This is a genomic window from Thauera chlorobenzoica, assembly GCF_001922305.1.
Classification (GTDB): Bacteria; Pseudomonadota; Gammaproteobacteria; order Burkholderiales; family Rhodocyclaceae; genus Thauera; species Thauera chlorobenzoica.
This window is the reverse complement of record NZ_CP018839.1, coordinates 1,186,245-1,197,484: the sequence shown is the minus strand read 5'-3', so window position 1 is coordinate 1,197,484 and position 11,240 is coordinate 1,186,245. Positions and strand designations below refer to the sequence as shown.

The 11,240-nt window shown below is 69.0% G+C and carries 14 protein-coding genes; 6 read left to right on the top strand and 8 right to left on the bottom strand.

The genetic code is table 11. From position 1 onward, the window contains the following. Positions 1 to 10: 10 nt before the first annotated feature. The 3 genes from trmB to thiS form a co-directional block, all read right to left on the bottom strand. The gene (trmB, locus tag Tchl_RS05690) at positions 11 to 751 is read right to left on the bottom strand and encodes a tRNA (guanosine(46)-N7)-methyltransferase TrmB (RefSeq protein WP_075149593.1); all 741 of its coding nucleotides are present in this window, start codon (positions 749 to 751) and stop codon (positions 11 to 13) included. A gap of 5 nt (positions 752 to 756) precedes the next feature. Then, positions 757 to 1,542, bottom strand: coding sequence for a thiazole synthase (locus tag Tchl_RS05685; RefSeq protein WP_075147545.1), 786 nt, complete (start codon positions 1,540 to 1,542; stop codon positions 757 to 759). A gap of 108 nt (positions 1,543 to 1,650) precedes the next feature. Beyond that, entirely contained in the window at positions 1,651 to 1,854 is a 204-nt protein-coding gene (gene thiS, locus Tchl_RS05680) for a sulfur carrier protein ThiS (RefSeq protein WP_075147544.1), read from the bottom strand. A 198-nt stretch (positions 1,855 to 2,052) separates the two neighbouring features. Here thiS and metX point away from each other — a divergent pair, with 198 nt between their 5' ends. Next, positions 2,053 to 3,180: a homoserine O-succinyltransferase MetX gene (gene metX / locus Tchl_RS05675; protein WP_075147543.1), complete on the top strand. Its 1,128-nt coding sequence runs from the start codon at positions 2,053 to 2,055 to the stop codon at positions 3,178 to 3,180. Positions 3,181 to 3,263: 83 nt separating this feature from the next. Then, positions 3,264 to 3,854 (top strand): methionine biosynthesis protein MetW, encoded by a 591-nt coding sequence (gene metW, locus Tchl_RS05670; protein WP_075147542.1) that lies wholly within the window; start codon positions 3,264 to 3,266, stop codon positions 3,852 to 3,854. Positions 3,855 to 3,956: 102 nt separating this feature from the next. On the opposite strand, the gene Tchl_RS05665 is transcribed toward metW, so the two are convergent. Beyond that, entirely contained in the window at positions 3,957 to 4,274 is a 318-nt protein-coding gene (locus Tchl_RS05665; protein WP_075147541.1) for a hypothetical protein, read from the bottom strand. Between the two features lie 120 nt (positions 4,275 to 4,394). Here Tchl_RS05665 and Tchl_RS05660 point away from each other — a divergent pair, with 120 nt between their 5' ends. Both Tchl_RS05660 and Tchl_RS05655 read left to right on the top strand, forming a co-directional pair. Then, positions 4,395 to 5,750: an AmpG family muropeptide MFS transporter gene (locus Tchl_RS05660; protein ID WP_327359736.1), complete on the top strand. Its 1,356-nt coding sequence runs from the start codon at positions 4,395 to 4,397 to the stop codon at positions 5,748 to 5,750. A 137-nt stretch (positions 5,751 to 5,887) separates the two neighbouring features. Beyond that, the gene (locus Tchl_RS05655) at positions 5,888 to 6,610 is read left to right on the top strand and encodes a uracil-DNA glycosylase family protein (RefSeq protein WP_075147539.1); all 723 of its coding nucleotides are present in this window, start codon (positions 5,888 to 5,890) and stop codon (positions 6,608 to 6,610) included. Positions 6,611 to 6,622: 12 nt separating this feature from the next. On the opposite strand, the gene Tchl_RS05650 is transcribed toward Tchl_RS05655, so the two are convergent. Then, entirely contained in the window at positions 6,623 to 7,327 is a 705-nt protein-coding gene (locus Tchl_RS05650; RefSeq protein ID WP_075147538.1) for an ABC transporter ATP-binding protein, read from the bottom strand. 104 nt (positions 7,328 to 7,431) lie between these two features. Here Tchl_RS05650 and Tchl_RS05645 point away from each other — a divergent pair, with 104 nt between their 5' ends. Both Tchl_RS05645 and Tchl_RS05640 read left to right on the top strand, forming a co-directional pair. Then, positions 7,432 to 7,698, top strand: a complete 267-nt coding sequence (locus Tchl_RS05645) for a PIN domain-containing protein (protein WP_075147537.1) — start codon at positions 7,432 to 7,434, stop codon at positions 7,696 to 7,698. After that, positions 7,695 to 7,922, top strand: a complete 228-nt coding sequence (locus Tchl_RS05640) for a ribbon-helix-helix protein, CopG family (RefSeq protein WP_075147536.1) — start codon at positions 7,695 to 7,697, stop codon at positions 7,920 to 7,922. The genes Tchl_RS05645 and Tchl_RS05640 overlap by 4 nt, the downstream gene beginning before the upstream one ends. A 183-nt stretch (positions 7,923 to 8,105) precedes the next feature. Here the strand turns inward: Tchl_RS05640 and Tchl_RS05635 are convergent, their stop codons facing one another. From Tchl_RS05635 to Tchl_RS05625, 3 genes are read right to left on the bottom strand one after another with little or no spacing between them, the layout of a single operon-like run. After that, positions 8,106 to 9,317, bottom strand: a complete 1,212-nt coding sequence (locus Tchl_RS05635) for an ABC transporter permease (protein ID WP_075147535.1) — start codon at positions 9,315 to 9,317, stop codon at positions 8,106 to 8,108. Next, positions 9,314 to 10,513, bottom strand: coding sequence for an efflux RND transporter periplasmic adaptor subunit (locus Tchl_RS05630; RefSeq protein ID WP_075147534.1), 1,200 nt, complete (start codon positions 10,511 to 10,513; stop codon positions 9,314 to 9,316). The genes Tchl_RS05635 and Tchl_RS05630 overlap by 4 nt, the downstream gene beginning before the upstream one ends. Beyond that, positions 10,510 to 11,112, bottom strand: a complete 603-nt coding sequence (locus Tchl_RS05625; protein WP_075147533.1) for a TetR/AcrR family transcriptional regulator — start codon at positions 11,110 to 11,112, stop codon at positions 10,510 to 10,512. Before Tchl_RS05625 ends, Tchl_RS05630 begins: the two co-directional genes overlap by 4 nt. Between the last annotated feature and the right edge of the window lie 128 nt (positions 11,113 to 11,240).

The window sequence follows — 11,240 nt, the reverse complement described above, 5'->3', positions numbered from 1 at the left end:
GGCGGCCCGCTCAGCCGGCGCGGCGGCGGAACACGAGGTCCCACACGCCGTGGCCGAGGCGCAGGCCGCGGTTTTCGAACTTGGTCAGCGGACGGTGCTCGGGCCGCGGCGCGAAGCCCTCCGCGGCATTGGCCAGCGCCGGCTCGGCCGACAGCACCTCGAGCATCCAGTGGGCGTAGTCCTCCCAGTCGGTGGCGCAATGCAGGTAGCCGCCGGGGGCGAGCTTCTGCGCAACCAGGGCGACGAAGTCGGGCTGGATGAGGCGGCGCTTGAAGTGGCGCTTCTTGCGCCAGGGGTCGGGGAAGAACACATGCACGCCGGCGAGTGCACCGTCGGCGATCATGTCGCGCATCACCTCGACCGCGTCGTGCTGGATGATGCGCAGGTTGGCGAGGCCGCCTTCGGCGACGAGCTTGCATAGCGCGCCGACACCGGGAGTGTGCACCTCGATGCCGAGGAAGTCGTGGCCGGGCATCGCCGCGGCGATCTTCGCCGTGGTCTCGCCCATGCCGAAGCCGATCTCGAGGATCTTCGGCGCGCGGCGGTCGAAAGCTTCGTCCAGGTCGAGCGGCGCGGCGCGATAGTCGATGCCGATCTTCGGCAACATGTCGTCGAGGTAGCGCTGCTGGGCTTCGGACATGCGCCCCTGGCGCAGCACGAAGCTGCGGATGCTGCGGCTGGAGAAGCGGTGTTCGGGGCTGTCGCGGCCGATGATCTCGACCCCGGCGACCGCTTGCTGCGTGTCTTGCATGCCCGTCATGAACCGATCAGCCCCTGCGTCGGCGAGCTTGGGTCGGCCGAGTAGAACTTGCGCGGCATACGCCCGGCGAGGAAGGCGTCGCGCCCGGCTTCGACCGCCTTCCGCATCGCCCCCGCCATCCGCACCGGCTCGCCGGCGGCGGCGATCGCGGTGTTCATCAGCACGCCGTCACAGCCCAGCTCCATCGCGATCGCCGCGTCCGAGGCGGTGCCCACGCCGGCATCGACCAGCACCGGCACCTTGGCGTTGTCGATGATCAAGCGCAGGTTCCAGGGGTTGAGGATGCCCATGCCGGAGCCGATCAGCGACGCCAGCGGCATCACCGCGACGCAGCCGATGTCTTCGAGCATCTTCGCCTGGATGGGGTCGTCGGCGCAGTACACCATGACCTCGAAGCCGTCCCGGACCAGGGTTTCGGCCGCCTTCAGTGTCTCCGGCATGTTCGGGAACAGGGTCTTCGGGTCACCCAGCACTTCGAGCTTGACCAGGGCATGGCCATCGAGCAGCTCGCGCGCCAGGCGCAGCGTGCGCACCGCATCGTCGGCGCTGTAGCAGCCGGCGGTGTTGGGCAGGAGGGTGAATTTTTCCGGCGGCAGGACGTCGAGCAGGTTGGGCTCGTCCGGGTTCTGGCCGATGTTGGTGCGGCGGATGGCGACGGTGACGATCTCGGCGCCGCTGGCGTCGATCGCTTCGCGGGTCTCGGCGAAGTCCTTGTACTTGCCGGTGCCGACCAGCAGGCGCGAGGCGTAGGCCTTGCCGGCGATGACCAGGGAGTCGTTCATGATGTGGGCCTGTGTGGTTCTGGATGAATTTGAAAACGGTCCGGGCGGCGGATCAAAAGCTGCCGGGAAAGCGCCCTCTTCAGGCCGCCGGCGGCGGCCGCGCCGGACTCAGCCGCCACCGACGGCGACGACGACTTCGAGCCGGTCGCCCTCGGCGAGGGTGACTGCACCGTGGCGCGCCTTAGGCACGATCTCACCGTTGCGCTCGACCGCCAGGCGCTTGCCGGCAAGGCCGCGGGCTTCGAGCAGGGCGGAGACGGTGAGATCGGGCGGCAGGGTTTCGGATTCGCCGTTGATGAAAACCTGGATCATGTCGGTGCATGCGATGAAGTGCGGGGGAAAATCTTAACATGCCGCGCCGTTTGACTTTTCCCGCACCGGGCGCTAACTTCCCGCCACCTTGCGCCGATTTGACCACCAGCTTGCGGGCGCTCAACAAATACGGCTAAAGCGAGGGCACCCAGTCCGCGTTTGCAGCCGACTGGGTTTTTTGTTTTGCACATGACGAAAATGATCCAACCCCGATCGGTCGGCGTGGTCGCGCCGCAGCGGGCCGAGTTTTCGCAGCCGCTGGCGCTGCGCAGCGGCGGCACGCTCGAGCGCTACCATCTCGTCTATGAAACCTACGGCACACTCAACGCCGCACGCGACAACGCGGTGCTGGTGTGCCACGCCCTGTCGGGCTCGCACCACGTCGCCGGCACCTATGCCGACGCCCCGCACAACGTCGGCTGGTGGGACAACCTGGTCGGCCCGGGCAAGCCGCTCGACACGCGCAAGTTCTTCGTCATCGGCGTGAACAACCTCGGCGGCTGCTACGGCTCATCCGGCCCCAACCAGCCGAACCCGGCCAGCGGCAAGCCGTGGGGGGCGGACTTTCCCTTCGTCACCGTCGAAGACTGGGTCGAATCGCAGGCGCGCCTCGCCGACCAGCTCGGCATCGAGCGTTTCGCCGCGATCGTCGGCGGCAGCCTCGGCGGCATGCAGGCGCTGTCGTGGGCGCTGCAGTTTCCCGAGCGCGTGCGCAAGGTCGCGGTGATCGCCGCCGCACCCAAGCTCACCGCGCAGAACATCGCCTTCAACGAAGTCGCCCGCCAGGCCATCCTCAGCGACCCCGACTTCCACGGCGGCCACTACTACGAGCACGGCATGGTCCCCGCGCGCGGACTGAAGCTGGCACGCATGGTCGGCCACATCACCTACCTGTCCGACGACTCGATGGCGGAGAAATTCGGCCGCAGCCTGCGCCACGGCCGCAACACCTACAGCTACGACGTCGAGTTCGAGATCGAGTCCTACCTGCGCTACCAGGGCGACAAGTTCGCCGGCTACTTCGACGCCAACACCTATTTGCTGACGACCAAGGCGCTCGACTACTTCGACCCCGCCTTCGACTATGCCGGCAACCTGTCTGCGGCGCTGGCACGCGCGAGCGCGGACTTCCTGGTGGTGTCGTTCACCACCGACTGGCGCTTCTCGCCCGAGCGCTCGCGCGAGATCGTCTATGCGCTGCTGCACAACCGGCGCAACGTCAGCTACGCCGAAGTCGACTGCCCGGCCGGCCACGACTCCTTCCTGCTCGACGAGCCGCACTACCACGCGCTGCTGTCGGCCTGGTTCGACCGCATCGAGGTCTAAATTGATACAACCCCCACGCTCACTGCGTTCGCTGCCCCCCAGGGGGGCGTCAGTACGCTTGAGACGGCTCGGCGCATACTGATATGACCTCCTACCGCTACGACTACGAAGTGATCACGCAATGGATCGAGCCCGGCGAGAAGGTGCTCGACCTGGGCTGCGGCGACGGCGCGCTGCTGCGCCACCTGATGGACGTGCGCCAGGTCCAGGGCTATGGGGTGGAAAACGACCCCGACAAGCTCCTGGCGAGCGTGCGGAACGGCGTCAACGTGATCCAGATGGACCTGGAAAAAGGCCTGGTGGGGCTGGAGGACGGCTTCTTCGACCATGTGATCATGAGTCTGTCGCTGCAGGCCATGCACAATACCCAGGGCATCCTCGCCGAGATGCTGCGGGTGGGCCGCGAAGCGGTGGTGAGCTTTCCCAACTTCGGCTACTGGCGCCACCGCCAGAGCATCATCAACGGCCGCATGCCGGTCTCCGAGAGCCTGCCGCACCAGTGGTACAACACGCCCAACGTGCGCTTCTTCACCATCGCCGACTTCGACGCCCTGTGCGAGCTGAACGCCATCGAGGTGCGCGAGCGCCTGGCCTTCGACGAGGGCAAGCTGGTCCTCGACGAACCCAACTTCCTCGCCAGCGTGGCGGTTTACCGGCTCGGACGCGGCGCCTGAAAGCAAGCGGGCGGCGGAAAACCGCCGCCCGCCAGGGCTGAAGCGCGTGGACCAACGAGGGCGGCAACTGGGCGCGCGCCCGGAAACCGGCGGACGGCGCCTTCAGCCGACCACGAAGGACGAGACATCGACGCGCACGAGCGGCCGTTCGAGCGCCGCGGCAGCCACGACGGCATACTTTTTCGCCCATTCGCTGCGCTGCTCGAAGCGCGACTCGCCGCCGTTCTTGGCGACGCTGAGGATCATGTCGAGCATCAGCACTTTGCCCATCGGGTTGGTCGGCGTGCACCCGAGATCTTCGAACTCCTGCGTCAGCCAGACCCGGGCCTGATCCTTGGTCATCGCCGCCACTTCCGCATCCTGCGGCGTGAACCGATATTCGCGCTCACCACCGAAGACCACGGTCACTGAATAGGGCATCTAAAGCTACCTCCTCGAAGCGGGGAATTTCCGCTTGCGCGCATTGTTGGCGCAGATGGCGCCAGACGCAAGCTTGGTATCGGATTGTATCAAGCGGCCGGAAGGCGATGATCTGCGATAATGGCCCGCCCCGCATTGCTACAGATCAATCGCACCTTGCCCTCCCCCGCATCGCCCTCTCCGGCATCGCCCTCCCGGGCCCCCGCCTGGCTTGCCGCCCTGCTCAACCGCCGGATGCTGGTGTGCATCTTCACCGGCTTCGCCTCCGGCCTGCCGCTCTACCTGCTGCTCAACCTGGTGCCGGCGTGGCTGAAGACCGAGGGCCTGTCGCTGAAGGCGATCGGCGCCTTCGCCCTGATCCAGTTTCCCTACACCTGGAAGTTCCTGTGGGCGCCGCTGCTCGACCGCTACGGCATCCTGCCCTGGCTCGGGCGGCGGCGCAGCTGGATGTTCGTCTCCCAGCTCGGCCTGCTCGCCGCGATCGCCTGGCTCGGCCAGGTGTCGCCGGTGGAGCAGCTGACGCTGGTGATCGGCCTCACCGCGGCGATCGCGCTGCTGTCGGCCACCCAGGACATCGCGCTCGACGCCTTCCGCCGCGAGATCCTGCCCGACGATGAGCTCGGCCTCGGCAACGCGATCCACGTCAACGCCTACCGCATCGCCGGGCTGGTGCCGGGCTCACTGTCGCTGATCCTCGCCGACCACCTGCCGTGGACGCAGGTGTTCCTGGTCACCGCCGCCTTCATGCTCCCCGGCCTGGCGATGACCCTGCTGGTGAAGGAGCCGCGCGCCGCCGCCGGCACCCCGCGCACCCTGCGCGACGCGGTGGTCGAACCCTTCCGCGAATTCTTCGGCCGCCACGGCGTGCGCTCGGCCTTGCTCGTGCTCGCCTTCCTGTTCTTCTACAAGCTCGGCGACTCGCTGTGCACCGCGCTCGCCACCCCCTTCTACCTCGACATGGGCTACAGCAAGACCGAAATCGGCGTCATCGCCAAGAACGCCGGGCTGTGGCCGATGGTGATCGGCGGCATCCTCGGCGGCATCTGGATGCTCAAGCTCGGCATCAACCGCGCGCTGTGGATCTTCGGCGTGGTCCAGTTCGTCACCATCCTCGGCTTCGTGTGGATGGCCTGGCTGGGTCCGGGCGACTCCACCCCGGCGCGGCTGGTGGTGCTCGCCACCGTGATCGCCGGCGAAGCGGTCGGCGCCGGGCTAGGGACCACCGCCTTCGTCGCCTTCATGGCGCGCGCCACCCACCCGGCGTACACCGCGACCCAGCTCGCGCTGTTTACCAGCCTGATGGCGGTGCCGCGCACCTTCATCAACGCCACCGCCGGCTGGCTGGTCGAAGCGCTGGGGTGGACCCACTTCTTCTGGCTGTGCTTCCTCCTCGCCGTGCCCGGCATGGTACTGCTGCTCAAAGTGGCGCCGTGGAACGGTGACCGCGCCGCCACCCCCGCCGCCACCGGAGCCTGAGCGCCCGCCGGCCGCCCTCCTTTTGCGCACCTGCACGTCCCCGCGCGCCCTTCCATTCGCCGATGCCCGCCCCCTTCCATTCGCCGATGCCCGCCCCCTCCCATTCGCCGATGCCCGTCCCCGAACCTGCGCCGACCATGACCGCTCCCACCCTCATCACCGCCGCCCGCACCCTGTCCGCAGCCGTCGACGCGATGCGCTTCGGCGCTCCGGTGACCCACGTCTACAACCCGCTCGACTACGCCTGGGCGATCCACCACCGCTATCTCGAGCGCTTCGGCGAAGGGCGCAAGCGCGTCATCTTCGTCGGCATGAACCCCGGCCCCTTCGGCATGGCGCAGATCGGCGTGCCGTTCGGCGAGATCGCCAGCGCGCGCGACTGGCTGGGCCTGGAAGGGGCTGTCGGCCAGCCCGCGCAGCCCAACCCCAAGCGCCCGGTGGAAGGCTTCGCGTGCCCCCGCTCGGAAGTCAGCGGCCAGCGCCTGTGGGGCCTGTTCCGCACCCGCTTCGGCACCCCGGAAGCCTTCTTCGCCGCACACTTCGTCGCCAACTACTGCCCCCTCGCGTTCTTCGAGGGCGGCCGCAACCTCACTCCCGACAAGCTCGCCACCGCCGAACAGCGCCCGCTGCTGGCGGCCTGCGACGCCCACCTGCGCACCCTGGTCGCCACCCTCCGGCCGGAATGGGTGATCGGCATCGGCAACTGGGCGGAAAAGCGCGCCACCGAGGCGCTCGCCGACCTGCCCGGCCTGCGCTTCGGCCGCATCCTGCATCCGAGCCCGGCCAGCCCCGCGGCCAACCGCGGCTGGGCCGAGGCAGCGACGCGGCAGCTCGTCGAACTGGGCGTATGGCAGGACTGAGCCCGACCCGCTTCAGCCCAGCGCCCGCCCCTCACCGGCCTCCTCGTAGGTGCGGCCGTCGCGGATGTGGTAGAGGCGGCGGAAGGTGGGAATGATCTTCTCGTCGTGGGTGACGACGATGATCGCGGTGTCGTACTCCTGCGCCATGCGGTCGAGGATGCGGATGACGCCCAGCGCCCGTTCGCTGTCGAGCGGCGCGGTCGGTTCGTCGGCGAGGATCACCGGCGGGCGGCTGACCAGGGCGCGCGCGATCGCCACCCGCTGCTGTTCGCCGCCGGAGAGCTGGGAAGGCATCGCCCGCGCGCGGTGGCCGACGTCGAGCGCTTCGAGCAGTTCGCGGGCGCGCTTTCTCGCCTCCGCGTTCGGCCGCCCGGCGAGCATCGGCAGCAGGGCGACGTTGTCGGTGACGTCGAGGAACGGGATCAGGTAGGGCGCCTGGAACACGAAGCCGATCCGGTCGCGGCGCAGCGCGCGCAGGTCGCGGATCTTCCAGCCCTCGTCGTAGATCGCCTCCCCGCCCAGGGTCATGCGCCCGGCGCTGGGTTCGATCACCGCCCCCAGGCATTTGAGCAGCGTGCTCTTGCCCGAGCCGGAAGGGCCGATCAGGCCGACCACTTCGCCGGGCGCCACCGCCATGTCCACGCCCTTGAGCGCGTCGACCGCGGTGTCGCCGCTGCCGTAGCGCTTGCGCAGGCCTTCGATGCGGATGCCTTCCATGTCAGCATGCCCCGCGCCAGGCGGAGCGAAACCCCTTGGGGGCGGAGAGCAACGAAAGCAGCGAACTCAGTGCACCCATTTTTTGAACCTGCCCCCTTTTTCAATTGTTCGAGCGCAGTCGCCTGAACATCGCCGAGCGCAAGGCGCTCCTGGATATCTTCCTGGCCCGATGCGAGTGGGTACGGATCTATTACGCCTGGCGACCCAATCTGCGTGACGAGGGCGATAATCACCTCGTTGAATTGGCTGTCGCTGGCAGCGCGGACATGATCGTAACGCGCAATCTGAAGGACTTTCGCCAGATGGAGCTGAATTTCCCGCACTTGCGTATCTGTTCACCCGAGACCTTTGTGGAGGAACTGCAATCATGACGGCACTGACTGTGCGCCTGCCTGACGACAAGTATCGGCGGCTCAAGGCGCTCGCCCAGGCGAGGGGCATGAGCGTCAATCGACTGGTCGATGAGATGGCCACCCTGATGCTGGCTGAATTCGATACGGAAACCCGTTTTGTCATGCGTGCCCAGCGCGGCCGGGGGCGCGAAGCGGAAGGACTGGCGCTGCTGGAGAAGGCGTCTTCCCCGCCGCTGCCGTAGCGCTTGCGCAGGCCTTCGATGCGGATGCCTTCGCAGTATGCGCCGAGCCGCCTCAAGCGCACTGACGCCCCCTCGGGGGGGTGAGGCAGGGATTTCGCGGCGTACCGCGCCGTGCCTGCCGAACGGGTCGGCTGTGTAAAGCCGACCCTCCGCGAACGCAGTGAGCGTGGGGGTTGTTTCAATTCAGCCACCGATCGCCTCCGCCGGATCGACCTTCAGCGCGGCGCGGATCGCGAGCACGCTGGCGAGCACGCAGATCGCCACCACCGCGAGCAGGCCGCGCACCGCGTCGCCGGTCTCGAGCAGCACGTATTTGGGGAAGATCGGCGCCCAGAAGGTCGCCGCCACCTTGCCCACGGCGAAACCGATCAGGCCGAGGCCGACCGCCTGCTGCAGGATCATCGCCGCGATCGTGCGGTTGCGCGTGCCGATCAGCTTGAGCACCGCGATCTCGCGGATCTTGCCCAGGGTCAGGGTGTAGATGATGAAGGCGACGATCGCCGCGCTGACCACGGCGAGGATGACCAGGAACATCGCGATCTGGCGCGCCGAGGTGGCGATCAGCCGGGACACCAGGATTTCCTCCATCTGTGCCCGGGTGTAGGCGGTGAGCCGCAGCCAGCGCCGGATCGGCTCGGCCACCTGCTCGGCGTCGTAGCCGGGGGCGAGTTGCACCAGCACCGCGTTCACATAGGGGTTGGTGCTCTGCGTGGCGAGCACCGCATCGAGCACACCGGGCTGGCCGGGGCGGTTCAACGCCGGATTCTGCGCGGTGCGTGCGCGCTGGCGGACGATGGCGTCGCTGTCCTTGAGGAACTGCGCCTCCTGCGCGTCCTTCAGCGGAATGAAGACCATCGGGTCGCCACCCGAGGACACCATCCGCCGGGTCAGCCCGACCACGGTGTAGTCGTTGCGGCGGATGCGGATGCGCTCGCCGAGGGCGAAGCCGGTGGCGATGTCGGCCACTGCCTCGTAGTGGCCGCGGCTCAGGTGGCGGCCGGCGAGCAGATGCACCGGCTGCCCGGGATGGCCGGGGCCGTCGGGCGTGACGCCGACCACCATCGCGCGCACATCGCGCGCCACCGCGCCGGCCTGGCGCACCTGCATGGTCAGGTAGGTGACGTTGGCCGCGCGCGCCACCCCTTCGATACCGGCGATACTGCGCCAGGTGTCGTCGTACACGCTGGACGACTCCGCGTACGGCCCCAGGGTGTCCTGCTGCACCACCCACAGGTCGGCGCCGCTGTTGTCGAGCAGCACCTTGGCGTCGTCCACCATGCCGCGATAGACCCCGGCCATGGTCAGGGTGACCCCGATCAGCAGCCCGAGGCCGAGCCCGGTGAACACGAACTTGCCCCAGGCGTGGAGGATGTCGCGCCCGGCCAGGCTGATCATGGCGCCGCGCCGACCAGGCGGTCGACGACCTCGATGCGGCTGCCGGCGGCGAGCGCCTTCTGGCTGTAGACCACCACGCGCTCGCCGCCGTGCAGGCCCTCGAGCACCTGCACGCGGCCGTCGAGGTCGGCCGTGCCCAGGCGCAGCGGCGCAAAGCGCAGCGCGCCGTCGTCTTCCACCACCCAGGCGCCGAGGCGGCCGCCGAGGCGGTGCACGCTGGCGCTGGCCAGCACCGGCCGCGCCGGCAGGGCCGGCAGCTCGACGGTGACTTCGGCCAGCTCGCCGAGCGGCGGCAGGGGGGCGGGGAGGGCGGCGAAGTCGATCTTCGCCAGCACTTCCTCGGTGACCGCATCGGCCAGCGGCTCGATGCGCGCCACCCGCCCGGCGAGCGCGCTGCCGGCCGCCGAGCGGAGCACGATCTGCGCCGGCAGCGCGGCCTGCAGCCCGCTCGCACGCTGCTGATCGAAGCGCGCATGGATCCACACGCTCGCCGGCTCGACGATCTCGACCACCGCCTGGCCGGCGACCACAGTGGTGCCGGGGTCGGCGTCGCGGCGCGTGACCAGGCCATCGACCGGCGCGATCAGGCGCAGGTTGGCGCGCTGCAGGCGCAGCGCGTCATGCTCCGCACGCAGGCGGATGAACTCCTGACGCGCCGCTTCCAGACCGGCGCGCGCCGCCTGCAGCGCGGCGGCGGTGGCCTGGGCGTCCTGCTGCTTCGCGGCCGCGGCCTCGGCGCTGACGCTGTGGGTTTCGAGCAGGCGCGCGTAGCGCTGCGCCTGCGCCGCGGCGAAACGCTGGCGCGCACCGGCCTCGCGGATCTGCGCCTCGGCGCTCAGCACGTTCGCCTCGGCGCGCCGGCGCGCCGCCTCCTGCGCCGCGAGGCGCTCGTCGAGATCGACCGGGTCCATCTCGCCCACCACCTGCCCAGCATGGACCCGCTCGCCCGGCTGCACCGCCACGTTCAGCACCCGCCCGGCGAAGGTCGGACCGATGCGGTGGCTGTAGCGCGCCTCCACGGTGCCGATGCCGTACAGCGCCGGCGTCAGCGCCTGCGCCTCGACCGTCGCCACCGTCACCTGCACGCGCGCCAGCGGCCCCGCGCGCAGGGCGACGAAGATCAGCAGGCCGGCCAGGAGCAGCACCACCGCGGCCAGCGCCAGGCGGCGGCCGTTGGCGGAAAGCCATCGCTTCATGCCTGCCTCCGGATGCCGCGCAGGTAGATGCGGAGCACCGCCGGCGCCTCACCGCGGAGGCGGCCGACGTCGCCGGCGAGCAGGGACTGCACCACCAGCCCCTGGACGGTGCCGACGAACAAGGTGGCCGCGGCGGCGATGTCGAGCGCAGGGTCGATCTCGCCTGCCGCCCGGCCGGCTTCGAGCAAGGCCCGCACGCGCTCGCCGTAGCGCCGCAGCAGGGTTTGCGCCATGCGCTTGGGCGCGGTGAGCTCGGCGCGCTGCAGCTCGCCGAACATCATCCGCGGCACCCCGGGGTGATCGGCGATGAAATCGATGTGGGTCATGAACATCGCCTCGAGCGCCGCGAGCGGGCTGGCTTCGGCCTGCACCGCACGCTCGATGCGCGCCATCAGACGCTCGGCGACCCATTCCATCACCGCGCCCCACAGCGCCTCCTTGGTCGGGAAGTGGCGGAACAGCGCACCGTGGCTGAGCTGCATGCGCTCGGCGATGGTGGCGGTGGTGATCTCGCTCGGATTCTGCTCTCCGGCCAGCGCCACCACGGTTTCGACAGTGACGGCGCGGCGCTCGTCGGCGGGAAGGTGTCGGGAGCTCATAGGAGGATTCGACCATCTGGACTCAGGGAGTAAGTATTTACTCACTTTTATCCGATGGAAGCAAGCCACCGCCGCCCGGCAAACGCGCAATCGGTGCGCATCGCAGCTCCTTGTTCACATCCGCCATG

Excerpts from the sequence above, each read along its gene's own strand:
- thiS (WP_075147544.1), bottom strand. The coding sequence starts at position 1,854 with ATGATCCAGGTTTTCATCAACGGCGAATCCGAAACCCTGCCGCCCGAT.
- Tchl_RS05630 (WP_075147534.1), bottom strand. The coding sequence starts at position 10,513 with ATGAAGCGATGGCTTTCCGCCAACGGCCGCCGCCTGGCGCTGGCCGCG.
- metX (WP_075147543.1), top strand. The coding sequence starts at position 2,053 with ATGATCCAACCCCGATCGGTCGGCGTGGTCGCGCCGCAGCGGGCCGAG.
- Tchl_RS05635 (WP_075147535.1), bottom strand. The coding sequence starts at position 9,317 with ATGATCAGCCTGGCCGGGCGCGACATCCTCCACGCCTGGGGCAAGTTC.
- trmB (WP_075149593.1), bottom strand. The coding sequence starts at position 751 with ATGCAAGACACGCAGCAAGCGGTCGCCGGGGTCGAGATCATCGGCCGC.
- Tchl_RS05665 (WP_075147541.1), bottom strand. The coding sequence starts at position 4,274 with ATGCCCTATTCAGTGACCGTGGTCTTCGGTGGTGAGCGCGAATATCGG.
- Tchl_RS05660 (WP_327359736.1), top strand. The coding sequence starts at position 4,395 with ATGGCCCGCCCCGCATTGCTACAGATCAATCGCACCTTGCCCTCCCCC.
- metW (WP_075147542.1), top strand. The coding sequence starts at position 3,264 with ATGACCTCCTACCGCTACGACTACGAAGTGATCACGCAATGGATCGAG.
- Tchl_RS05685 (WP_075147545.1), bottom strand. The coding sequence starts at position 1,542 with ATGAACGACTCCCTGGTCATCGCCGGCAAGGCCTACGCCTCGCGCCTG.
- Tchl_RS05650 (WP_075147538.1), bottom strand. The coding sequence starts at position 7,327 with ATGGAAGGCATCCGCATCGAAGGCCTGCGCAAGCGCTACGGCAGCGGC.
- Tchl_RS05655 (WP_075147539.1), top strand. The coding sequence starts at position 5,888 with ATGACCGCTCCCACCCTCATCACCGCCGCCCGCACCCTGTCCGCAGCC.
- Tchl_RS05640 (WP_075147536.1), top strand. The coding sequence starts at position 7,695 with ATGACGGCACTGACTGTGCGCCTGCCTGACGACAAGTATCGGCGGCTC.
- Tchl_RS05625 (WP_075147533.1), bottom strand. The coding sequence starts at position 11,112 with ATGAGCTCCCGACACCTTCCCGCCGACGAGCGCCGCGCCGTCACTGTC.